The sequence below is a fragment of the Tenacibaculum finnmarkense genomovar ulcerans genome (assembly GCF_900239495.1).
GTDB classification, from domain to species: Bacteria; Bacteroidota; Bacteroidia; order Flavobacteriales; family Flavobacteriaceae; genus Polaribacter; species Polaribacter ulcerans.
The window spans coordinates 51,249-75,447 of the sequence record NZ_OENE01000003.1; the positions used below are offsets into that span (position 1 = coordinate 51,249).

General features: G+C 31.2%; 21 protein-coding genes (1 of these 21 running past the window's edge). 9 read left to right on the forward strand and 12 right to left on the reverse strand.

Annotation, left to right across the window (positions count from 1 at the left end; genetic code table 11):
* The 4 genes in view from DPIF8902391_RS00235 to DPIF8902391_RS00250 are tightly spaced (at most 14 nt apart) and all read left to right on the forward strand, a layout consistent with a single transcriptional unit that may run on beyond the window.
* Positions 1-700 carry the 3' portion of an NAD(P)/FAD-dependent oxidoreductase gene (locus tag DPIF8902391_RS00235; protein ID WP_172504702.1) on the forward strand. It extends 320 nt beyond the left edge of the window, so 700 of the gene's 1,020 nt are visible here — the last part of the coding sequence; its start codon lies off the left edge, out of view; it ends in the stop codon at positions 698-700.
* Positions 701-713: 13 nt separating this feature from the next.
* Positions 714-1,610, forward strand: a complete 897-nt coding sequence (locus tag DPIF8902391_RS00240) for a sterol desaturase family protein (protein WP_172504703.1) — start codon at positions 714-716, stop codon at positions 1,608-1,610.
* A 2-nt stretch (positions 1,611-1,612) separates the two neighbouring features.
* The gene (locus tag DPIF8902391_RS00245) at positions 1,613-1,951 is read left to right on the forward strand and encodes a 2Fe-2S iron-sulfur cluster-binding family protein (RefSeq protein WP_058884031.1); all 339 of its coding nucleotides are present in this window, start codon (positions 1,613-1,615) and stop codon (positions 1,949-1,951) included.
* 14 nt (positions 1,952-1,965) lie between these two features.
* On the forward strand, positions 1,966-2,778 hold the full coding sequence (locus tag DPIF8902391_RS00250; RefSeq protein WP_058884032.1) for a formate/nitrite transporter family protein: 813 nt from the start codon (positions 1,966-1,968) through the stop codon (positions 2,776-2,778).
* A gap of 8 nt (positions 2,779-2,786) precedes the next feature.
* Here the strand turns inward: DPIF8902391_RS00250 and DPIF8902391_RS00255 are convergent, their stop codons facing one another.
* The 5 genes from DPIF8902391_RS00255 to DPIF8902391_RS00275 form a co-directional block, all read right to left on the reverse strand.
* Positions 2,787-3,302, reverse strand: a complete 516-nt coding sequence (locus DPIF8902391_RS00255) for a flavodoxin (RefSeq protein WP_058884033.1) — start codon at positions 3,300-3,302, stop codon at positions 2,787-2,789.
* A gap of 75 nt (positions 3,303-3,377) precedes the next feature.
* Positions 3,378-5,438, reverse strand: a complete 2,061-nt coding sequence (locus DPIF8902391_RS00260) for a PepSY-associated TM helix domain-containing protein (RefSeq protein WP_172504704.1) — start codon at positions 5,436-5,438, stop codon at positions 3,378-3,380.
* A gap of 11 nt (positions 5,439-5,449) precedes the next feature.
* A complete protein-coding gene (locus tag DPIF8902391_RS00265) occupies positions 5,450-5,752 on the reverse strand; it encodes a hypothetical protein (protein ID WP_172504705.1) in 303 nt (100 codons plus the stop codon).
* Between the two features lie 2 nt (positions 5,753-5,754).
* On the reverse strand, positions 5,755-6,084 hold the full coding sequence (locus DPIF8902391_RS00270) for a hypothetical protein (RefSeq protein ID WP_058884035.1): 330 nt from the start codon (positions 6,082-6,084) through the stop codon (positions 5,755-5,757).
* Between the two features lie 125 nt (positions 6,085-6,209).
* Positions 6,210-8,879 carry a TonB-dependent receptor gene (locus tag DPIF8902391_RS00275; protein WP_058884036.1) on the reverse strand — a complete coding sequence of 890 codons (2,670 nt, stop codon included), beginning with the start codon at positions 8,877-8,879 and terminating at the stop codon, positions 6,210-6,212.
* 207 nt (positions 8,880-9,086) lie between these two features.
* Between DPIF8902391_RS00275 and DPIF8902391_RS00280 the strand changes: the two genes are divergently transcribed.
* Positions 9,087-9,608: an acyl-CoA thioesterase gene (locus tag DPIF8902391_RS00280; RefSeq protein ID WP_058884037.1), complete on the forward strand. Its 522-nt coding sequence runs from the start codon at positions 9,087-9,089 to the stop codon at positions 9,606-9,608.
* Between the two features lie 68 nt (positions 9,609-9,676).
* On the opposite strand, the gene DPIF8902391_RS00285 is transcribed toward DPIF8902391_RS00280, so the two are convergent.
* The 6 genes from DPIF8902391_RS00285 to DPIF8902391_RS00310 all read right to left on the reverse strand — a co-directional run bounded on the left by DPIF8902391_RS00285 (position 9,677) and on the right by DPIF8902391_RS00310 (position 16,655).
* Positions 9,677-10,711 (reverse strand): AI-2E family transporter, encoded by a 1,035-nt coding sequence (locus tag DPIF8902391_RS00285; RefSeq protein ID WP_058884038.1) that lies wholly within the window; start codon positions 10,709-10,711, stop codon positions 9,677-9,679.
* A 10-nt stretch (positions 10,712-10,721) separates the two neighbouring features.
* Positions 10,722-12,152: a murein hydrolase activator EnvC family protein gene (locus DPIF8902391_RS00290; protein WP_058884039.1), complete on the reverse strand. Its 1,431-nt coding sequence runs from the start codon at positions 12,150-12,152 to the stop codon at positions 10,722-10,724.
* A complete protein-coding gene (locus DPIF8902391_RS00295; RefSeq protein WP_172504706.1) occupies positions 12,152-12,922 on the reverse strand; it encodes a DUF4292 domain-containing protein in 771 nt (256 codons plus the stop codon). Before DPIF8902391_RS00295 ends, DPIF8902391_RS00290 begins: the two co-directional genes overlap by 1 nt.
* Positions 12,923-12,946: 24 nt before the next feature.
* Positions 12,947-13,849, reverse strand: a complete 903-nt coding sequence (locus DPIF8902391_RS00300) for a tetratricopeptide repeat protein (RefSeq protein WP_172504707.1) — start codon at positions 13,847-13,849, stop codon at positions 12,947-12,949.
* Between the two features lie 73 nt (positions 13,850-13,922).
* Entirely contained in the window at positions 13,923-14,939 is a 1,017-nt protein-coding gene (locus DPIF8902391_RS00305) for a sugar phosphate nucleotidyltransferase (RefSeq protein WP_172504708.1), read from the reverse strand.
* A gap of 54 nt (positions 14,940-14,993) precedes the next feature.
* Positions 14,994-16,655, reverse strand: a complete 1,662-nt coding sequence (locus tag DPIF8902391_RS00310; protein ID WP_058884043.1) for an ABC transporter ATP-binding protein — start codon at positions 16,653-16,655, stop codon at positions 14,994-14,996.
* Positions 16,656-16,956: 301 nt separating this feature from the next.
* On the opposite strand from DPIF8902391_RS00310, the gene DPIF8902391_RS00315 reads away from it, so the two are divergent.
* Both DPIF8902391_RS00315 and DPIF8902391_RS00320 read left to right on the forward strand, forming a co-directional pair.
* Positions 16,957-19,380, forward strand: coding sequence for a GEVED domain-containing protein (locus tag DPIF8902391_RS00315; protein WP_172504709.1), 2,424 nt, complete (start codon positions 16,957-16,959; stop codon positions 19,378-19,380).
* Between the two features lie 76 nt (positions 19,381-19,456).
* Positions 19,457-21,331, forward strand: a complete 1,875-nt coding sequence (locus DPIF8902391_RS00320; protein WP_172504710.1) for an ABC-F family ATP-binding cassette domain-containing protein — start codon at positions 19,457-19,459, stop codon at positions 21,329-21,331.
* An 86-nt stretch (positions 21,332-21,417) separates the two neighbouring features.
* Here the strand turns inward: DPIF8902391_RS00320 and DPIF8902391_RS00325 are convergent, their stop codons facing one another.
* Entirely contained in the window at positions 21,418-22,137 is a 720-nt protein-coding gene (locus tag DPIF8902391_RS00325) for a 3'-5' exonuclease (RefSeq protein WP_058884046.1), read from the reverse strand.
* Positions 22,138-22,349: 212 nt separating this feature from the next.
* Between DPIF8902391_RS00325 and DPIF8902391_RS00330 the strand changes: the two genes are divergently transcribed.
* Together DPIF8902391_RS00330 and DPIF8902391_RS00335 are read left to right on the forward strand one after the other, a co-directional pair.
* Positions 22,350-23,045: a response regulator transcription factor gene (locus DPIF8902391_RS00330; protein WP_058884047.1), complete on the forward strand. Its 696-nt coding sequence runs from the start codon at positions 22,350-22,352 to the stop codon at positions 23,043-23,045.
* Positions 23,046-23,102: 57 nt separating this feature from the next.
* Positions 23,103-24,146: a sensor histidine kinase gene (locus DPIF8902391_RS00335; RefSeq protein WP_058884048.1), complete on the forward strand. Its 1,044-nt coding sequence runs from the start codon at positions 23,103-23,105 to the stop codon at positions 24,144-24,146.
* Positions 24,147-24,199 lie beyond the last annotated feature (53 nt).

Below are 24,199 nucleotides of genomic sequence, written 5' to 3' on the forward strand. Positions count from 1 at the left end.
AAGTTTTGAACCAAGAAAACCACCGATTCCAAATATCGCTGATTTTGAAGATAAGGGCGTGGAATACATGATTAAAGAACCTGAATTATATCGTAATAAAGACGTGGTAATTGCAGGTGGAGGCGACTCTGCTTTAGATTGGTCAATCTTTTTAACCGACATTGCAAAATCGGTTACTTTAGTTCACCGAAGAAATGAATTTCGTGGTGCCTTAGATTCTGTTGATAAAGTACAAGAATTAAAAGATGCAGGAAAAATCAACCTAATAACACCTGCAGAAATTAAAGGAATTATTGGGGATAATCATGTTGAAGGTGTTGTAATTGCCGAAAAAGAGAAAGAAGAATACACGCTAAACTGTGATCATTTTATACCTCTTTTTGGTTTATCACCTAAATTAGGACCTATCGGAAATTGGGGCTTAGAGATTGAAAAAAATGCCATCAAAGTAAATAATGCCTTAGATTATCAAACAAATATTCCAGGAATTTATGCCATTGGCGATGTAAATACCTATCCTGGGAAATTAAAGTTGATTTTATGTGGTTTTCACGAAGCAACTTTAATGTGTCAAAGTGCGTTTAAAATTATTTATCCTGATAAAAAATACGTAATGAAATACACCACAGTAGGCGGTGTTGATGGTTTTGATGGAACTCGAAAAGAAGCGCCAAAGGCGGTGATTAAAAAAATAGAATAAACGTTTTTTAAACATGATTTTTATCGAATATATAGCGCAATTATCAGAAGATAAACTCTTGTATTTTGCCTTGCCTATATTTTTTATAAGCATGTTTGTTGAATATCAATTCGCAAAAGAAAAATACCAGCTAAAAGATACTGGAATATCGCTATTAATGATGGTTTTTTCGGCTATTATAGAATTTATTCCAAAGATTTTAGCTTTTATTGTATTTGTATATATACATGAAATCAGCCCATTTAAAGATGTTGTTCAACGTCAATGGTGGGCTTGGATTTTATTGCTGTTTGCCGATGATATTTCATACTATTGGTTTCATCGCTTAAACCATGAAGTGCGGTTGTTTTGGGCAGGGCATGTACCGCATCATTCATCAATATATATGAATTTAGGAACAGCATTGCGCCAAGGTGTAGGGGAGCGAATTCATAAATTCTTTTTTTGGTTGTGGATACCCTTATTGGGTTTTGATCCATTAATGATGTTTACCGTGATGGGAATTAGTTTAATATATCAATTTTTTGTACATACAGAATTGGTTGATAAACTACCCAAACCAATCGAGTTTATATTTAACACACCCTCACATCACAGAGTGCATCATGCGTCTAATATTCGATATTTAGATTGTAATCATGCAGGTATTTTAATTATTTGGGATCGACTTTTTGGTACTTTTTCAAAAGAATTAAAAGCTGTTGAAAAACCTGTTTATGGGTTAACAGTAAATATTGAAACTAAAAATCCGATAAAAGTAGCAACACACGAATATGTTGCTATTTGGAAAGATGTTAAACGTGCCAATAAGTTTTCAGACAAATTAAATTATATATTTAATTCACCTGGTTGGTCACACGATGGCGAAGATCATCGAGCGAAAACGTTACGTAAAAAAATGAATTTGTAAAAATGGAAGTACTACAAGATATTACACTAAAAATAACCGATCGAGAAGGCGTATTACACGAAGTTGTTGCACCAACCGATATGGCAATGAATTTAATGGAAGTTGTTCGTTCCTACGAGCTAGCTCCTGAAGGAACTATTGGAATTTGTGGCGGAATGGCAATGTGTGCTTCTTGCCAGTGCTATGTAAAATCAGCACATGAACTGCCTGAAATGGGCGATGATGAAGATGCCATGTTAGCCGAAGCTTTTTATGTAGAAGATAATAGCCGTTTAGGGTGTCAGTTACAAATAAAGCCTGAAATGGATGGTTTAGAAATTGAATTAGCTCCTGAGAGTTAAAAAATAAATTTTAGATGTCAACAAAAGTATTTAGTCCCGAAGAAATTGTAAATCAAACATTAAACTCAAGCGTTAAAAAAGTTGAAAAATCATTTTTAACCAGTTTGTTATTAGGAATATTAGCAGGTTCTTTTATTGGTTTAGGGGCTTTATTTTACACTATTGTAAAATCTGACCAAACCTATAGCTTTGCTACCAAGCAAATTTTGGGAGGCTTTGTATTTTCTTTAGGATTAATTTTGGTGATAATTGCAGGTGCTGAATTATTTACAGGAAATAATTTAATTGCAATTGCTTGGGCAGAAAAAAAGGTTTCTACCAAACAAATGATGCGTAATTGGGGCATTATTTTTTTTAGCAATATGATTGGTGCTATAAGTTTAGCGGTTATGGTTTATTTTTCAGGACACCTTGATATGAATAACGGAGCAATAGCCGAAACCTATTTAAAAATGGCAGATGCAAAATGTAATTTGCCTTTTATGACCGCATTTTTTAGAGGAATATTATGTAATATTTTAGTTTGTTTAGGGGTTTGGATGGCAATGGGCGGAAAAACAATTACCGATAAAATATTGGCAATAGTCTTTCCGATAACCTTATTTGTAGCCGCAGGTTTTGAACACAGCATTGCTAATTTATTTATTATTCCGCTAGGTTTGCTGATTAAAACTTTTAGCGATGTTCAAATTACTACGTCGTTTTTAAGTATTTCAGGGATGATAAAAAACCTGATTCCTGTTATTTTAGGAAACATAATTGGGGGAAGTGTTTTTATTGGATTAATGTATCATTTGATATTTTTAAACAACAAAAAAAAAGCCTAAATTAATGGTTAACCTAAAAGCTCTTTTTGAAGCTGATCGATCCATTTATCAATACGATTAGGTGTTAAATGAGCCTCATTGTCTTGGTCAAGGGCTAGTCCATAAAATAAGTTTCCAGGGGCTATTAAGGCTTTCGATTCTGTAAAATCGTAGTCTTTAGTGGGCCATTTTCCAATTATTTTTCCACCATTTTTTAAAACTACTTCGGCAAGCATTCCTACGCCATCTATAAAATATTCACCATAACCGTATTGATCGCCTAAACCAAAAAGAGCAATGGTTTTATGGGTGAAATTAATGGTTTTAAACTCGTCAAAATAATCTTCCCAATCACTTTGTAAATCGCCATCATACCAGGTAGAAAGTCCTAAAATGATAAAATCAAACCGCTCAAAATCGGCAGGGCTTACATTGCTAACTTCTATAACTTCTAGTTCTGAAAGTGTCCATTGATCAACAATTGTATGGGTAACTTCTTCGGTCATTCCTGTGTCTGAACCGTAAATTAAACCTACTTTTTTCATTGCTTATTTTTTTAAGGTTACTAATGTATGTTTTTTCTGATTATTTTCTTCTTTGGTCAAAAATATTTTGCTTTTTTAGATATTAACAGCTTGTTTTCTCCATTGATTTAGGTTAATAACTAAAAGAATACTGGCAATAGCGGTAAGTAATAATATCCATATTTTTGAAAGTTCATCAGGGTGTCCTATTGCTTCTTCAATAACATGATAACAGTTAAAAATTGCAACAATTACTCCCCAAATTAACGAGGTTATTTTAAACCATTTTTTTGATAATTGAATGGTTAATAAAGCGAATAAAAATACTGTTCCTTCCATTAAAATACGCCATTGATGCGCCCAAAATGGCGTGCTACCATCTGAACCTTCAATAAACACGGTTTGATTAAAAAATACGGTTGCTAATCCGTAAATATGATGAAAAATATATCCGAAGATAATAAGCATCCAAAGGCTAATAATTTTTGTTTTCATAGGTAGTTGATTGTTGTTTTGATGGGCTACAAGAGCTTGCTCTTTTATAATGTTTTGCTTTTTTAAGGCTTTAATTTCGTTGTAATTAATGGGGTTTTTAGCCAATGAACTTTTTTCTTGAATAGCTGGCTTTAATTTTACGGCAAAAATAATAGCGGTTATTGCTAAAAATATCCAAAGTAAATCAATAGTTAGTATATCGTATTGTTGGGCTTTGTAGGTTTTCCAAATCCAATTGTTGGTTACAAATCCGTTTATTATAGGGATTAGTAATCCTAAAATACCACCTGTCCATAGGGTGTATTTGTTTGTTTTATAATTATTTCGAACATATCGTAAAATAATAATTGCAATAAGCCAACTGATAAAAAAGAAATAATAAATCAGCGATTTCCTGTCATTATTATACGCTTGTGGAAGTAATTTTACAAAAATAAAGGATAGGGCTATTACAGGAAAAAGCGACAAACAGATGGCCATATATATATGTCCTACTTTGTTGGTGTATAGTCTTTTTGATAAAGGAATGCTTTTTTTATTTCTTGCTTCGAGCCAAATAAGTACGCCTGTAATAATAACAAAACAAGTAATTAAAGCCAGGATAAAATAAATGATTTTTAAGCCAATACCACCGTAATGCCCAAAGTGTAGTTTTCCGATAGATGCCTGAATGTTTTCAAGATAGACTTCTTTTTCAGGTGCTTTTATGTCTTCTATTTTATTGGTAAAAGCATCTATGGTAATTCGACCTTGTGCTAAAAAATGTATTTTTTCTGATTGATTGACCATTAATTGATACTTCATATTTGTACCGCCATAATTTTTAATGGTAAATCGTTTTATTTTAGTGTTTTTCCATCTTTGGGCATTTTTTACCACAAAATCATTTGCACTTGGTATTTGTTGGGTAGTTTTAGCAATCCAAGGATAGGTTTTTAACTGTGGTCTTAAATCTTCTAGTAGTTTATCTTGATTATTATTGTATAAAAAATTAGCAGGTAGTAGGACTAAAATACTTAATCCGAAGTAAGCACCTGTTAGTGCGTATATCAATTGAAAAGGCAAACCAATAACGCCTAAAGCAGTATGTGCATCAGCCCAAACTCGTTTTAAAATTAGCTTGGGATTAAATGTGTAAAAATTTGAGACTATTTTTTTCCAATGAACAATAATTCCTGTAACAATGGCAAATAGAAAAAATACCGAAACAAGCCCTGCTAAATAAATGCCGATATAGGGTAATTGCGAAAAAAAATGAAGTCGGTAAATAAATTCGCCTAACGAATAAAATTCAGTGTACGATTTTCGCTCGTAGGTATTGGTGTTTAATGAAAAATAAGCAGCTGTTTTAGCTTTTTTAGAAGCGAGTGAATCTTTAGATGGGCTAAGAGATATAAATGCTTCTTCGCCTTTTTTTTGAAGCCTGAAAAGAATGTCTCTACCTTCTAATTGATAGTCGTTTTTTAAGGCGTTTAAAATGCCGTCATAATTAACGTTTTCTTTAGGTGTTTGCTTTACAAAAGTTCCTTTTTCCCAGTTAATTATTTCTTCTTTAAAAAAAGAAAAAGCGCCTGCAAAAAAAATAACATACAAGGCAACACTAATAACAATACCACTTACGGTATGGGTATTAAAAAAAACATTGTAATTTCGTTTACTCATAGTGTGGTTTTTTAAACAATCGGGTAGTGTATTTTTCCGTAGTAAACAATGCTAAATAATACGAGTATTACTAAGCTATAAATTAAAAACACTTTCCAGGCGTTTTTAAATAAAAAAGGAACAATAATTAGGGTTACCCATATAATAAATAAGGTATATATCGAGGTAATTAATAGTTCTTTTTGATACGGTAAAAACAGTGTTAAAGCCAAATGTAGTAAGGCACTTATTATATAGCCTCCTAGTATTCCTGAAATAATTTTAATAGCTTTTTGCCAGGCAGATGTTGTTAAATACTTTGTGTTTGCAGGCATAATTATTGAATTAAAAATTCTAAAGCAGTTATGATTATCAAAATAATTAAAACACTTGTATAAAATATTTTTTTAAAAGGATTTATTAAAATAAGCAAACTTCCTACTAGCGTTATGGCTAGTAAATTAAATAGAATACCTGCGGTAATTCCGTTTGTTTTTATTGATATGTAAAAAGAAACTAGTAGTAAAATGCTTCCAATTATTTTAGAGATAAAACTATTTTGTTGCATCCAAATTTCTAAAAAACTACTATTTAAAACGGCCTTTTTAGAGGTGTTTAGTAAGAAAATAAAACCGATAATGTTTAAAAGTATAGCAATGGTGTTCATACTTGTTTTTTTGCTTTTAAAATTACACAGCCCAAAGCATGAGAACTATGGGCTGCGCTGCATTTAAAGATAAAATAATTCAAAATAATTCAACACAATAAAAGGTAAAGTCGGGGGACTTTGTTTTAGAATTTATAAGAAACTGTTCCTAAAAAGGCTCTTGAAGGTTGTGCGTTAATTGTGGTCCAACCGGTATAATATGTTTTGTTTGTTAGGTTGTTTACTTTAAAACCTACTCGAATTTTTTTAAGATTATAATAAGCCGAAGCATTTAAAATAGTATAGCTAGGTAGGGTAAAAGTTCCTGATGTTTTATTGTTTACCGTTAGGTTTTCAGAGGCTCCATTAAAACCAAATCCTAGACCAAAGTTTTTAGCAAAGCTATCTTCTTGAAAAGCATAATCTGCCCAAAAATTATACAAACCTTTTGGTCCTGCAGCTTCGGGTCTTCTGTTTTTAAATTCGATAATTTCTCTTTTTGCTTTTTGGCTATAAACATTGGTGTATTTCATGTCGTTAAAAGAGTAAGAACCTCTTAAGTTTAACCCACTAATAGGGTTTGCATTTAATTCGAATTCGAATCCTTTACTAACTACCTCTGCAATATCAATTGTTTTAGGAAATAAAGGTATTGTTGGGTCGGAGGTTGTAAAATCTTTAACGGTTATGTTGTAATAACTAGCACCTATATTTAATTTATTGTTAAAGAAATTAGTTTTTATTCCTCCTTCAAATTGCTTGGCTTTTTGTGGTTGAAAAACATCAACAGTTCCCGAAGCATTTACAACAGGATTTACGTTTACAAAACCAGTTTGATAGTTGGTAAATACCGATAATTTATTTTTTAATGCCTGATACGACACTCCAAAATTTGGTGATAAGGTAGTTTTGGTATAATCATCTTCTTTTCTAGATAACTGCCCGTCTTGAATAAAATGATCTAAACGCAAACCAACATTAACAATTAGTTCAGGTGTAATATTTATTACATCAGAAACATAGGCTGCTAGTGTTTGTTGTTTTGTTTGATTTTTAAAAGCGGGTATTTTTTTAAAATCAGCATCTAATTGCGCTTTATTAGGGCTGTAATTCGCATTAGGTGTAAATGAATTGTTCGCGATTGTTCCATTACCATTTAAAAAGGCATCAATATATGGAAATCTGAAAAAGCTAGCGGTTATTCCATCAGAAACGGCACTTAAACCTAGGGCGTTTAAAGTACCAATTAATTGCGGAAATTGGCTTTGCTTGGTCAAATTTGGATTTCCATTTTTATTTCGATTATTTCGAGTATTAGAAACATAATCAACACCAAAAACAAGCCTGTTACGCAATTGACCAATATTGAAATTTCCTGTAAAATTTTGCTGTAAATTAAACCTTGTTTCGTTGGCGTCTCTTTTACTGTAAGTTCTAACAAAAGAATCAGTAGCTAACATTTTTCCTGCTTCGGTTGTTATTTGAGTAGTAAATGGGTTTATGTTAGCGTTAATAAAAGCAAGTTGAGGCGCTGTTATTAATCCATTATTTTTTGCATTTTCTAATTGATTATATACTTGGTTTATTTGTAAAAGTGCTGCAATACCACCATCAAACTGATATTGATAATAGCCTTTAGTTTGGGCATAACTACTAGAAAATACTGTTTGAGAAGTCCAAGTATCCGATAGTTTATAATCAGCAATAGCCCTTGTATTAAATGTAGGATTGGTTAAATTAATGTCGTTATTGGTAAAGGATTTTTTAGGATCGACTCCCATTTCTTTAATATTTTTAGATATTAAAGGCAGTCCTCTACGTAAAAATAGCATTGAAGGATTGGTTTGTTTTGTTTTAGAAAACTCTAATCCTGCCGATATATTTAATCGGTTATTTACTCTTAAAGAAAGCGAAGGCGCTATAAAATAAGTGTCTTTAAAACCAGCATCCTGAAAACTACCTTGCGTTAAAAAAGAAGCATTAACTCTAAAGAACGCTTTTTTAGAAGCGTCTAAACTTGTATTATAATCAACCGATGCTCTATGAAGCCCAAAAGAACCTGCGGTGTACGAAACACTTCCACCAGTACCTTGGTAAGGTTTTTTAGTTACGATATTAATTAAACCACCTAAAGAAGTTTCAGTACTACCAAACAGGGTAGCAGCGGGGCCTTTTATAACCTCAATACGTTCAATATAAGAAGGATCTATGGCACTAAAAGTAACACCAGCAATACCATCAATAAGTCTTGGTTGTACAGAAAATCCTCTAGTAGAAAAAAAAGAAGTTCCATTTCCAGGACCTCTTCCTGTAGCTTCCCAAAGCTTGTAAACCCCTGTTGCATTCGCCATTGCTTCATCTAAATTAGTTACAACTTGAGATTCTAGCATTTCCGAAGTAACCGTAGTATATACTTGAGAATTTTCTATATCTTTTAAAGGCAATTTAGATACATAAGCTGTTTTTTTACGAGAAAACTTGTTGTTTCGACTCGTTAAAAGAACCTCTTGAAGCAATTCATTTCCTTCATATAAAATGATATTAGAAAGGTTTGCAGGCGCATTTACTAAAATTTCTCTGGTTTTAAAACCGATATATGATACGATTAAGGTAAATTTTCCTTTTGATGTTTTAATTTCAAAATTTCCATCAAAAGCTGTTTCTGCTCCTATATTTTTTTCTTTTATTAAGATATTAACACCAACCAAAGGTTCGTTATTATTATTTAACACACGACCACTAATACTATTTCCTTGCGCTACTGTATTTGATATTCCAGCTACTAGTATAAAAAGCGCTATTATAAGTTTATTCAATTTACTTATTTAGATTTAATAAAATTTATTTTAACAAAAGTATTAACTAGAAATCAAACTTCAAAAGTTTATTTAGATTAGTTTTAAATAAAGAGCCAATAAAGTTGTATCTATTTATAAATCAGTCGTTATAAAGCAGGTAAATAATCAATAGTTAAATAATCTATTTTTTAGCTTTATGTATATCTTTGTATAAAAATTTAATTGATGACAGCTAAAACACCCATAGAATCATTAACGGTATTAACCGACCTTGTTTTACCAGGAGAAACAAATTATTTAGACAATCTTTTTGGAGGAGAATTATTGGCTCGTATGGATAGAGCCTGTAGTATTGCGGCACGCCGTCATTCAAGAAGAATTGTGGTTACCGCTTCGGTAAACCATGTGGCTTTTTCAAAAGCAGTGCCTGTGGGAAGCGTTGTTACTGTAGAAGCAAAAGTTTCAAGAGCCTTTAAATCATCTATGGAAATTTATGTAGATGTTTGGACAGAAGACCGTCAGTCAGGGGTAAAAACAAAGGTAAATGAAGGAATTTATACTTTTGTTGCAGTAGATGAAACAGGAAGACCTGTACCGGTAGCGCCTATTGTTCCAGAAACTGATTTAGAAAAAAAGCGTTTTGAGGGGGCTTTACGTCGAAAACAATTAAGCTTGGTTTTAGCAGGGAAATTAGATCCGAAAGAAGCAACAGAGCTCAAAGCATTATTTTTAGGTAAAGAAGAATAGTTTTGTGAAATTTTATGATAATTATAAAAAAATAGCCTGTTTAAAAATTTTAAGCAGGCTAATCTTTTTTATATTGTATCAATTTCTCCGTTTTCAGATAAAAAGATAGCCACTGTTTTTGTTCTTTCAAATTGAGAGAAAACAATAATCATAATTACGGTAATTGGCACACTTAAAACCATGCCTGTAACACCCCATATTTTACCCCAAATAGCTAAAGATAAAATGGTTACCAAAGGGCTTAAATTTAATGATTTTCCAAAAACCTTAGGCTCTATAAAGTTACCAACAATTACCTGAACCGCGCCAACGGCAATTAATACAATTAAAAATGGCGAAAGTTCTCCAAATTGAATTAAGCTAAATACGGCAGGGAAAATGGTGGCAATTAATGAGCCAATAGTTGGAATATAGTTTAATAAAAAAATTAAAAAAGCCCAAAAAGGAGCACTATCAACACCCATTAATAGCAAAATAAAGTAACTTAAAATACCGGTAAGCAAACTTACATAAGTTTTTAATCGAAGATAATTTGATATAGAAACTTCAATTTTAGATAAAATAAATTGGATGCTAGTGTTTTTAGTGTCTTTTCCGTTAAATAATTTATGAAGTTTTTTCTTGAAGCTACTTTCTTCTAAAAACATAAATAAGGCATAAATTATAATCATAAAAGTATCACCAAGTAAGCCACTAATAGCGTTTGCTGTTTCTGCTAAAACAGCTCCATAGTTAAAATCACCAACAATTAATTTTGCCGATTTGATAATATCAATATGAAAATAATTGTTTAAGTTTTTTATAACAACATCAATATTAGGTTCATATTTTGAATAGGAAGTAGATAAATCAACAATACTATTGGTAATAATTTCAGACATAAAACTAAAACTGAAAATAATAATAGTAAATACAAAAACATTGCTCAACCAAATAGGAATGAATTTTTTAGCAAAGGGTATTTTATAAATGTTCTTACGAATTTCACGAGTTAAAAACCAAAAAATTAAGGCAAAAATAAATGGAATTATAATTCCTTTACCAATAACTAAAGTTGCTATAATAACACCAATTATGATGATAAAATTTGCTGAATTTTTCATGTGTTTATCTTTATTTTTTGCGAATCCATTTTGCGGGGTTTAATTTTGCGGTATCTTTAAATAAAACAAAAAGTAACTTGGTTTTTCCTGAAATTTTATTGGTAAAAACCCTTCCTATTTTATCTCCAGTTTTTATGAGCGTGCCTTTTGCTACATATACCTTTTCAAGATTGTTATATGCCGATATATAATTAGCGTGCTGTATTAATACCGATTTTTTACCACCAGACTGCGATTGTATAGCAAGTACTTTACCATTAAAAATACTTTTAGCATCTGTATTTACCTTGGTTACAATGTGTAAACCAGGGCTATTAATATTAATTCCTGAAAATGTTGGATGTGGTTGTACGCCATATTTTCGGGTAATAATTCCTTTTACAGGCCAAGGTAAATTTCCTTTATTTTGCTCGAAGTTGTGTAATAATTTTTTTTCATCAGCATCTAAAACAAAGCTGTTTGCTGTTTTTTTCTTTTCATTTTTACTAGCGAGTTCTTTCTCTTTTGCTTTTTTATTGGCAGCTGTAATTTCTTTTTTTGTTGTTTCGGCAAGTTCTCTCGCTTTTTGAAGCGCAATTTCTCTTTCTTTTTTATCAGCAAGTTTATTTGCTCTTTTTCTTGCGTCAGTAATTGCTTTGAGTCGTGCTTTTTTTCTTCTTTTGGCTTTTGCAAGTGCTTTTGCTTTGGCTATTGCTCGTTTTTTTCGATTAGCTTTCGCTATTTCACGTAAAATTAACTTATCAATACGGGCTGTAATTTGTTTTTCTTCTTTTATTTTACTGCGTAAATTTTGTTTGTACTTTTTTTCAGCTCCTTTGATTTTAGTAACTAAGGTTTCTTGGTTTTTTTTATCGGTTTCAATGGCCGATTTTTGCGATTTTTCATCAGAAATTAATACTTCTTTTTTCTTTTTCTTCTGAATTAATGCGTTGTTAATCTTCTTAATTTCATTTAATTTGACAATAATTGCGAGCCCTTGATTTTTCCGATACTCATTATATTGCTGCATATATTTTAAACGTTTATACGCCTGATAAAAGCTTTCAGAAGATAGCAAAAACATTGTTTTACTTTGTAAAGACCTACTTTTATAGGTTTTTACAACCATATTTGTATATGCTTCTTTTAAGCTTTTAAGCTGCTTATTATAGCTGTTTAACTGCTTTTGATTATTGTTTATTTCTTTAGAAATTTTCTGAGATTCTAATTCAATCACTTTAATTAACTGTGCTCTGGTGTCAATTTTTTGTGTTAAATCTTTTAAATCATCTAAGGCATCACCTTTTTCTTTTTTGGTTTCAAATAATAAATGATTAATCTGTTTAATTTCATTTTTTAACTTCTTATGTTTTCTTTCAAGGGTTTTCCTTTCTTGGCTAAACGAAGAAAAACTCCATAAAACGAAGCATAAAAAGGAAAGATATAAAACAATTTTTTTCATTATAATTTAATTTCTTTATAGCCTTTTGGTATGCTAAAATTAATGTTTAGTTTGGTGTTAAAATTTACCGAACGCGTAGTAATATCAATTGCAGTAAGTGCTTGTTTTTGTTTCGCATTTATGATTATTTTCTTAGGAAATAAAACACCATTATTTGTTGAATAACTAGGATATTTAATCTCTAAACGTTGTTTTTTAGCAGTATTTACAATTGATTGTTTGTTCAGTTTATAATGCAGCGGGTTTACCTGAAAAAAGATATCAAATAATTCTGATTGTTTTTTAGGCGAAAGCTGGTATGCTTTATTAGTAATAACTACTTTTTGTCTTTTATTTTTTACATTTAATAACGACTGCCCTAATAACATATTTTGTAGCTGTTCAAAATTAATAGCTGTTCCTAGTAATTTTTGAAGCATTTTAAAATCTCCATCAAAATAATTTTTATAAAATGGCGAATAAAATTGCACTCTTGTAGGGGTGATTTTTGCTTTAAAAACAGTAATAAATTTAACACCTTTTAGCCATATAACATTCCCTTTTTCTATTTTCATTCGAACAGAAAGCGCTACTTTTTCTTTTGTTGTGCTGTAGTTTACTTTTAAACGAGCATCAATTGTTTTTTCATCAAAATTAGCGGCAACGTGTTTTTTAGCTACTTTTCTTGCTGATATTTCTTTAATTGTTGTTGAATTATTCGTTAAATTTTTACTTGATTTACAAGCCGTAAAACTTAAAAATAAGAAACTAAGTGCTACAAGGTATTTCATAAGTGTTATAATGCTGAAGAAAAATTATTTTAAAATTTTAGCAGCTTTGTTTTTAAAATCAGCGGCTTTTTTAAGCTGTTTCAAACTTTTATAAGCTCTTGCCATTTCTAAATAAAATTTTGCTTCAATTTGAGGATTATCAATTACAAAATCAATGCCATTTTGCAAACTTTGTAATGCTTTTTTATGTTTTTTATTGTTGTTTAACGCTTTCCCATTCATTAAATAAACAAAAGGCTGTGCAGGAAATAAGGCTACACCCTGAGTACTGTATTTTAATAAATCGATGTGTTTATTTGTGGCTAATTTGAGTAATAAAGGCTGTAAGTTTTTAAATGATTTTTCATTTTCAAAAACAGCTCTTATCGTAGTATTCGCTAATTTTTTAGGCTGTTTTTTAATTGTTGTTTTATCATTTTTTTGATTTTCTTCGAGCCTTTTTAAAATTTTCTGTAACCTTGAATTTAATAATTTAGCCTCTTTTAACTCTAATAAAACTCTTTTTGCAGCTAAAACATCGCTGTTTTTTAAATGAAGATATACTAATTCTTGTTTTTTCTTCGGATGTGTTTTTGCAATTTTTTCTTGTACTTCAATGGCATTTTCAAAATTAGCCATTTTTTTTAAAATACTAACCTTATGTGTTAGCATCCATAAATTATCGGGAGCTATATGTAGGCCTAATTCAATATATTCTAAAGCCTCAATGTATCTACCTAATTTTAGGTTGTTTTTAGAAAGTTCAAAAAAAACTGCTTCATTATTAGGTAGTAATTCATTGCAGTTATTTAAATATTCAATGGCTTTTTTATGATTAAAAAGTGCTTTTTGAGAAAGCGCTTTAAAAAAATTATTTTCAAATAAACTGTTGTCTTTTTTACCGCTAGCAATTGCTGAAGTAGTGCTGTGCTGCGCGTTTAAGAACAATGTAAAAAACAACAAGAAAAAAGGCAATAGCACGTGTTGTGCTATTGTCTTTCCTTTTTTTGGCTTGCTATTTTTATGTAAGATCTGTATAATCACCTATACTTACTGATGTATAATTAGCATTATATTTGGCATGATTACCAATCATTGCATTGTCTAATGTTGCATTTTGAATGCGAACATTTGTTTGAATTAATGAATTTTCAATCGTTGAATTTTCAACAATACTATTTTCACCAATAGAAACATAAGGTCCTATTTTAGTATTTTTTAAAATTACATTTTTTCCAACATAACAAGGCTGAATAATTTCTGAATTTTCTAAAATAACATCATCAGAAACTAAATTATTACCATCGGCTTGTTCAAAACCTAACACTTGTTTGTTAGTATCAACCGTTGGATCTTTTTTACCACAATCCATCCAAGCATCTACTTTTCCAGGGATAAATTTAGCGCCTTGTTGTTTTAAAGATTCTAAAACTTCTGTTAATTGAAATTCACCAGAAGGTCTGATATCATTATCAATTAAATGCTTAATTTCTTCACGAAGTTTATCACCATCTTTAAAATAATAAATTCCGATAATGGCTAAATCAGAAACAAATTCTTTTGGTTTTTCAACAAAATCAGTAATAAAACCATCATTTAATTTTACCACACCAAAAGCGCTTGGGTCTTCCACTTGTTTTACCCAAATAGCACCATCAGCATTGGCATCTAAAGTAAAATCAGCTTTAAATAAAGTATCAGCAAAAGCGACAACACAAGATCCGTTTAAGGCTTCTTTAGCACAGTAAATTGCGTGTGCAGTTCCTAAGGCTTCTTCTTGAACAAATACAGAACCCTTAGCACCTAAACTTTTAGCAATTGCTATTAATTTATCTTTAGTATCCGAAGGAAAACCCTTGGCAGTACTTCCAATAATAAAGGCAATTTCATCAATAGGTTGATTTACTACCGCAGTAATATCTTCCACCAAACGCTGTACAATCGGTTTACCCGCAATAACGGTTAATGGTTTTGGAGTAGTTAAACTATGAGGTCTTAAGCGCGACCCGATTCCTGCCATTGGAACTATAATTTTCATATTTTTTTGTTTTTTTAACGCTGCAATATACCATTAATATAGGTTTGAAAAAAGTTACAAACCTTTTGGTATTGCTGCAATCAATGTTTTTGTATAGCTTGTTTTAGGATTGTTATAAATTTCATCGGCATCGGCAATTTCTTCTATTTGTCCTTTATTCATAACAACCAACTGATCTGACATATATTTTACGACCGATAAATCATGAGAAATAAACAAATATGTAAAATTAAATTCGGCTTTTAACTCGTTTAATAAATTTAAAACCTGTGCTTGTACCGATACATCTAAGGCAGAAACCGATTCATCACAAATAATTAATTTTGGTTGTAAAGCGATGGTTCTGGCAATTCCGATTCGTTGTCGCTGTCCGCCAGAAAATTCATGTGGATATCGGTCAAAATGTGCTTTTTCTAAGCCTACTTTTTCTAATAAATTGAGCACATATTCTTTGCGTTCTTTAAAGGAATTTAAAATATTGTGTACTTTCATCGGTTCGACAATTGCATTTCCTACGGTAATTCGTGGGTTTAACGATGAAAAAGGATCTTGAAATATAATTTGGATATCTTTTCGCAGTTTTTTTAAGGCTTTTTTAGAAAGCCTTGTAATATCTTCTCCTTTATAAATTATTTGCCCTGAAGTTGCTTTTTCTAGCTGTAAAATACTGCTGCCAAGTGTTGTTTTTCCGCAGCCACTTTCGCCAACCAGCCCAACAGTTTCACCTTGGTAAATTTTAAACGAAACATCATTTACAGCCTTTACAACAGTCCTTTTTGAAAACCAACCTACTTTTGATACATATTCTTTATGCAGATTTTTAATTTCTAAAAGCGGTGTTTTTGCATATATTTTTTGATGAAATTCCTTGCGTTCTTCATCGGTATATACTTCGGTTTTTACGGTGTTTTTGATAAAATCAATAACGGTTGGTAATATTTTAAAGCGTTTTTTTAGGGTTGGTTTTGACTTGATTAATGCCTTGGTATAATTTTCCTTCGGATGTAAAAAAAGTTCTTTTGTTATACCTTGTTCCACTACTTTTCCTTTGCGCATTACAACAACAGTATCGGCAATTTCTGATACCAAGCCTAAATCGTGAGAAATAAAAATAATGCCCATTTTATATTCCTGTTGTAGTTCTTTTAAAAGTGCAATTATTTCTTTTTGAACCGTAACATCTAAAGCTGTTGTAGGCTCATCAGCAATTAAAAGTTGGGGTTTACAGGCAATTGCCATCGCAATCATGACACGTTGTTTTTGTCCGCCACTAATTTGATGCGGATAGGCATTAAAAATAGCCATTGGTCGTGGTAATTTAACCTTTTCAAAAAGTAAAATTACGGCTTGTTTTATCTCTTTTTTAGATAAATTAGTATGTAATTCTAAGACCTCAGCAACTTGAAAACCACAGGTTAATGTTGGGTTTAAAGAGCTCATTGGTTCTTGAAAAATCATGGCTATTTGGCTGCCTCTAATTTTTTGAAAATCGCTATTTTTATAATTTAAAACATTTTGTTCTTTAAATAAAATTTCGCCTGTTATTGTAGCGTATTTAGGCAATAAGCCTAAAATAGCTAAAGAGGTTATTGATTTTCCACTACCACTTTCGCCTACAATACCTAGTATTTGGGTTTGTTGTACATTAAAAGAAACTTCTTGAATAACAGAAGCGGCGTTTTTAAAACTTATTTCTAAATTTTTAACTTGAAGCATTTGTGTAAAATTTCAATAAAAATACAATTAATATCTTTCAATTCTTTTTAAAAAATGATGACAATTGCAATTCTTTGATATGCCCTTGTAAATGAGTATCCCGCTGTTTTAATATGATTAGGGTGTTTTTTGTGTGATTTTTATAATAAACAATTGTTTTTGTTACGATAAAAATACTTTACGCGCTAATTTTTTATATATTTGCTACTTGTACAGTGGCTTTTTACTGTTTTTTTATCAAAAATATAATAGTTTAAACAGCCCCTTTTAATTTATAATTAATTTTTTAAAACTCTTCAAAATGACTAAAAAATTTACACTAGCACTCTTGTGCTTAATTTTTACTGGCGCAACTTTTGCACAGCAAAAAAGAACTTGTTACGCAATGGACGATTTAGCCGAGCGACAAATTAAGGATCCTGGGCTTAAAAAACGAATGGCAACTATTGAGGAATTTACCCAAAGAAGCTTAAAGCGTATGCAAAACCAGCAAAGTAAAAAAGTTGGTGAAATTATAACACTTCCAGTGGTAGTACATATATTATATACCAATGCTACCAATAATATTAGTACGGCACAAATTGAATCGCAACTAGCTGTTTTAAATGCCGATTTTAGAAGAACAAATGCTGATAGAACAAATAAATGGGCACAGGCTGCTGATTCTCAAATTGAATTTAAATTAGCAACTATAGATCCTAATGGAAACGCAACCACAGGTATTACTAGAACACAGGTAAGTAAATCTACTTGGTTAACGGGTAATAACTTTATGAAAAAATCGGCTGAAGGAGGAGTTAATCCATGGGATACTTCTGAGTATTTAAATATGTGGATTGTTGATAATATAACAAGACCAACAGGAGGAACTATTTTAGGATATGCACAATTTCCAGGAGGATCAGCAGCAACCGATGGGGTTGTAATGGCAGATCAATTTTTTGGAACAATAGGTACTGCTGCAGCGCCTTTTGATGGAGGAAGAACTACAACGCACGAGGTAGGACATTTTTTAAATTTACGTCATATTTGGGGAGATGGTCCTTGTGGATCTGATGATTTTGTATCAGATACTCCAGAATCTGATGCTGCAAATTATGGCTGTAAATCGGCACATACTTCTTGTGGATCGTTAGATATGGTTGAAAATTATATGGATTATTCAGATGATTCTTGTATGAATTTATTTACTTCAGGGCAAAAAGATAGAATGCGTACTGTTTTAGGTGTAGGCGGTTCTAGACATGCCTTAGCTACCTCGGATAAATTTGGAGAAGTAGTGGTTGTTCCTGCTTCTTATTGTGTATCAAAAGCAGAAAATACCACTGATGAATCTATTCAAAAAGTAGTATTAGGAGCAATTAATAATACTTCAACAGCTGGCTCTGGATATGATGATTATACATCAATTTCAACTGATTTAACCAAAGGTGAATCAACTACAATTAGTATTACACCAAAATGGTCAGGTACAGTTTACAAAGAAGGATATGGTGTTTGGATAGATTATAATAACGATGGCGATTTTGACGATGAAGGAGAGGCTGTTTTTACAAAAGCACCATCAAAAGACACAGCAGTAACAGGAACTTTTACAGTGCCTTTATCAGCAACAAATGGGGCTACAAGAATGCGTGTTGTTTTAAAATATAACGCAACACCAACCGCTTGTGAAGCAGTTATTAAATATGGAGAAGTAGAAGATTATACCGTTGTTATTGGAGAAAATACCGCCGATACAACAGCACCAACAGCACCTACAAATTTAGCGGTGTCAAATGTTGATAAAACAAGTGTAACTTTAAATTGGTCAGCAGCTACAGATAACGAAGCGGTAACAGGATATAATGTATATCAAGGAGCTACTAAATTAGGAACAACTACAAATACAGCTACCGATATTACTGGTTTAAGCCCAGCGACAAGCTATACTTTTTCAGTAAAAGCAATTGATGCAGCAGCAAATCAATCAGAAGCAAGCAATGTAATAAATGTAACAACCCTAGCAAATCAACTTGTTTATTGTGAATCAAAAGGAACTAATTCATCTTATGAATGGATTGATGCTGTTTCTTTAGGAGGAATGACAAATACTTCTGCTAGTAATGGCGGATATGCTGATTTTACTTCAAAAACAGCTACTTTAGGGCAAGGAAGTTCAAACGAAATAACTGTAAGTGCAGGTTTTAAAAGTACTGCATATACCGAGCATTGGGCTGTTTGGATAGATTTTAACCAAAACGGAATATTTGATACTTCAGAAAAAGTAGTAACAGGGGCGTCGTCAAGTAAAGACTATTTAACATCTACATTTAACGTTCCTGCTTCAGCACTTTTAGGGCAAACAAGAATGCGTGTTTCTATGAAATATAACGCAAGTCAAACTGCTTGTGAAACATTTAAAGATGGTGAAGTTGAAGATTATACGGTAAATATAACTGCTACAACTACCAAAGAAGCTTTACTAAGTGGTAATAGATTAGTAAATGAAGCAAGTACTGCATTGCAAGTATATCCAAACCCTGCGGTAAATTTTGTACATGTTAATTTAGCTTCAAAAGCAAAAAACACTAGCTATAAAATTATAAATATAACAGGAAGTACTGTGCAAAAAGGTCGTTTAAATACTGCTAAATTAAATGTTACAAACCTTAGTTCAGGAATGTATATTTTAGAAGTTTATGATGGGCAAAAAGTACTAACATCAAAATTATTGAAGAAATAAGAAGCCTTTCTTATTAAATAAATAAAACCCGAGCATTTGCTCGGGTTTTTTGTTTCTTTGCATTAAAATATAGAATATGAATTACCTATCAGTTGAAGGCATTGCAAAAGCGTATGGAGAAAAAGTGTTATTTGAAGACATTTCTTTCGGAATTAATAAAGATCAAAAAATAGCTTTTGTTGCTAAAAATGGTAGCGGTAAAACCTCTATTTTAAATATTGTAGCAGGAGTTGATACCGCTGATGCTGGGCAAGTTGTTAGTCGAAAAGATATTGACATTGCTTATTTATCGCAAGCGGATACTTTAAACCCCGATTTAACTATTGAAGAAACTATTTTTTCTACGGATAATAAAGTTTTATCAGTAATTAAACAATATGAAAAAGCCGTAGAAAATCCTGAAAATGCAGATGCTTTTCAAGAAGCTTTTGAATTAATGGAGCAATACAATGCGTGGGATTTTGAAACGCAATACACACAAATTTTATCGAAATTAAAACTAGACAACTTACAATTAAAAGTAGGAAAGCTATCAGGAGGACAAAAAAAGCGTTTGGCATTGGCAATCGTACTAATCAAAAAACCCGATTTATTAATTTTAGATGAGCCAACAAATCATTTAGATTTAGAAATGATTGAATGGTTAGAGGCTTTTTTCGCTAAAGAAAAAATCACCTTATTTATGGTTACGCATGACCGTTATTTTTTAGAGCGTGTGTGTAATGAAATTATCGAATTAGATAACGGACAATTATATAAATACAAAGGTAATTATTCATATTACTTACAAAATAAAGAAGAACGTTTAGCCCTTGAAGCAACCAATTTAGGGAAGGCAAAAAGTTTATTCAAAAAAGAATTAGATTGGATGCGTCGTCAACCAAAGGCACGTACTACAAAATCTAAATCTCGTACCGATGATTTTTATGAAATCAAAGAAAAAGCACACAAACGACGTAACGAACACGAAGTACAGTTAGAAATTAACATGGAGCGTTTAGGAAGTAAAATTTTAGAGCTTCATAAAATGCACAAATCATTTGATGATAAAGTTATTTTAAAAGGTTTCGATTATGTTTTTAAACGTGGCGAACGCATCGGGATTATCGGTAAAAATGGTACAGGAAAATCTTCTTTTTTAAATATGCTTACTGGCGGAATTGAATTAGATTCAGGAAAAGTAACTATTGGTGAAACCGTTAAATTTGGATATTATACCCAAAACGGAATCGTTATAAAACCAGGGCAAAAAGTAATTGAAGTTGTTAAAGAATTTGGAGAATATATTCCATTATCAAAAGGACGTAAAATATCAGCAAGTCAATTATTAGAACGTTTTTTATTCGACAGAAAAAAACAATACGATTTTGTAGAGAAATTAAGTGGAGGAGAGCAAAAACGATTGTATTTATGTGCCATTTTAATTCAAAACCCGAACTTTTTAATTTTAGATGAGCCTACCAACGATTTAGATGTTGTTACTTTAAATGTATTAGAAAATTTCTTATTAGATTATCCAGGTAATTTAATGGTAGTTTCTCACGACCGTTACTTTATGGATAAAATTGTAGATAACTTATTTGTTTTTAGAGGCGAAGGAGTTATTGAAAATTTCCCTGGTAATTATTCTGATTTTAGAGCTTATGAAGATTCTAAAGTAAAAGAAGCTAGAGAGGTAAAAAATGATGTGAAAAAAGCAGTTGCAACTCCCGCTAAAACAACTAAAAAAGCAGCATTAAGTTTTGATGAAAAACGAGAATGGGGTTTATTAGAAAAAGATATCGAAAAACTTCAAAAGAAGAAACAAGTTATTGAAGCAAAGTTTATGAATGTGGAGTTTTCTGCTGATGAAATTAACGATAAATCAAAAGAATTACAAGAAATAATCGAAGCTTTAGAAACCAAAGAAGAACGTTGGTTTGAGCTTTCAATGAAAATTGAAGGAGAATAATTTTAAAAGAATAGTTGTTTAAAAACAGTAAAAAACCACGTTTAAAAATATTTTAAACGTGGTTTTTAGTTAATTTATTAGATACTTTACACTTTTATAATATCTGATTTTTCAAGTAAAGGTTTATTTAAAAAACGCAAAATAAGTTGAGCTACTGCAACAGTATCACGTTCACAATATTCAACAATACGAGGCATATTTTTTTCTTGATAATACACTTGGGCTACTTCACTGCCGTCAATATCTTGCTTTGGCGAAGGAATATCTAAAATAGCAGTTAATAATTTTAAGGAAGTATAATGTTTATAATCGCCAAATTTCCATAATTCTAAGGTGTCTAAATGCGGTATTTCCCATGGCTTTTTTCCAAATAAATTTAGTTTTTTAGGCAAGTCAATTCGGTTTATAATCATGCGACGAGCAATGTACGGAAAGTCAAACTCTTTTCCATTATGAGCACATAACACATATTTATCTTGGCTAAAATGGGTGTCTAATAAATTTTTAAAATCAGTTAAAATACGGGCTTCATCATCCCCAGAAAAAGAAGTAATTCTAAGCTGGTTTTCGGAAGTTTTATTGGTTAAATACCCTACGGAAATACAAATTATTTTACCAAATTCAGCCCAAATTCCTGCTTTGTGATAAAAATCTTTGGCATCAATACCATCATCTTTTCGTTTATAATCGGTCTTTAAAGCGTAAAGTTCTTGTTTTTCTTCGGATAAATCAGAAAAAAATTCAGTTTCAGGAACAGTTTCAATATCTAAAAATAAGATGTTTTGTAAGGCTATTTTATGTAACATTTTTTTCGATTAAAAGCGAGCGTTATTTTTGGTTAAAACGAGTTTGATAAAGATACAAAAAACAGCTAAGTAAATAAAAAATCTGTTATTAGGATAGCAAATGTAATTTAAGCAAATGTTTATGAATAATTAAATGAACGTTAAGTTAAAGAACAAGAGGGATGATTTATAATTTTATCGTTACTTTTGGATAACATAATATAAAATGACCTATGAACACGAATGATGTTAAAATTTTACTAGTTGATGATGAGCCAGATATCTTAGAAATAGTAGGATATAACTTAAAATCAGAAGGCTATCAGGTTTTTACAGCCAACAACGGTGCGGAAGCAGTAAAATTAGCAAAAAAAGTAACTCCGCATTTAATATTATTAGATATTATGATGCCTCAAATGGATGGTATTGAAGCCTGTGAAAAAATCAGAAATATTAAATCGTTAGAAAACGTAATTATTTCTTTTTTAACCGCTAGAGGTGAAGACTATTCGCAAATGGCTGGTTTTGATGCTGGTGCCGATGATTATATTACAAAACCTGTAAAACCAAAAGTTTTAGTAAGTAAAATAAAGTCGCTATTAAGACGCTTAAAAACCGAAGATAAAACCGATACAACAACAACATTAGGCGATATTGTTATCAACAGAGATGAATATGTTGTATTAAAAGGTGATAAAAAAATAGCCTTACCAAGAAAAGAATTTGAATTGTTATCATTATTAACATCAAAACCAGGAAAGGTATTTAAAAGAGAAGTGATTTTAGATAGCGTTTGGGGAAATGAAGTCGTTGTAGGAGGAAGAACTATTGATGTTCATATTCGTAAGCTTCGAGAAAAAATAGGTGATGATTTTTTCAAAACAGTAAAAGGTGTTGGGTATAAGTTTGTTTTAGAAGAAGATAAATAAATAAAAATAAAACGTAATAATTATATAGATTGCTGAAAGGCAATCTATTTTTATATAATGAAAAAAATTAAAAAAACATACCGTTATGCGCTTTGGTCAGCGTTTTATTCTACAACAATTTCATTGGTTATCGCTTTAGTTTCTTATTTTGTTTTAATAGATTCATTAGGAGTATGGGCGGTTGTTATTTTCGGAATTTTAATGTTCATGGTTTCTTTTTTGATCATTCAATACAGGGCAGAACATTTTATTTATCAACGTGTAAAAAAGTTATATGAAGATATTTCTATTTTAGATGTAAACGATTTAGAGCGAAAAGAGGTAACCACCGATGTAGAAGCGTTAACCAAAAGTTTGCAAACTTATGTAGAGGATCGTAGCAAACAAATTGTGGTATTAACACAAAGAGATTCTTTTAGAAGAGATTTTTTAGGCAATGTAGCCCACGAATTAAAAACGCCACTTTTTACTATACAAGGCTATATTTTAACTCTAATTGAAGGCGCTGCCGAAGATGAAGAAATTCGTACTAAATATTTAGGAAGAGCCAATAAAGGTGTAGAAAGATTGACCTCGATTATTAAAGATTTAGACATGCTTGCTAAATTGGAAACCGAGGGCATGAAAATGGACATTCAAACTTTCAATATTATAGAGCTTATTCAAAATGTTTTTGATTTGTTTGAAATGAAAGCCAAAAAACGAAATATTACCTTATTATTTGATACGCTTTATGAATTCCCTCGCTTTGTTAGGGGTGATGTTGAGCGTATTGAGCAGGTGTTAATTAACTTGGTTGTAAACTCGATTAAATACGGTAAAGTAGGCGGTGTTACTACGGCAAGTATTGAAAGTTATAACCCAAATAAATTTATCATTAAAATAATCGATAACGGCGAAGGAATAAAAGAAGACCATCTTTCTCGTTTATTTGAGCGTTTTTACAGGGTAGATCAAAGCCGTTCACGCGAACAAGGAGGTTCAGGTTTGGGGCTTTCTATTGTAAAGCATATTATTGAAGCTCATGATGAAACTATTTTGCTAAAAAGTGAGTATGGTAAGGGTTCAGAATTTTCGTTTACCCTTGAAAAAGCCAATTAAAAAGTTATAATAGACTCTAATAAACAAGCACAAAAAAAAGGAGTTGATTAAAT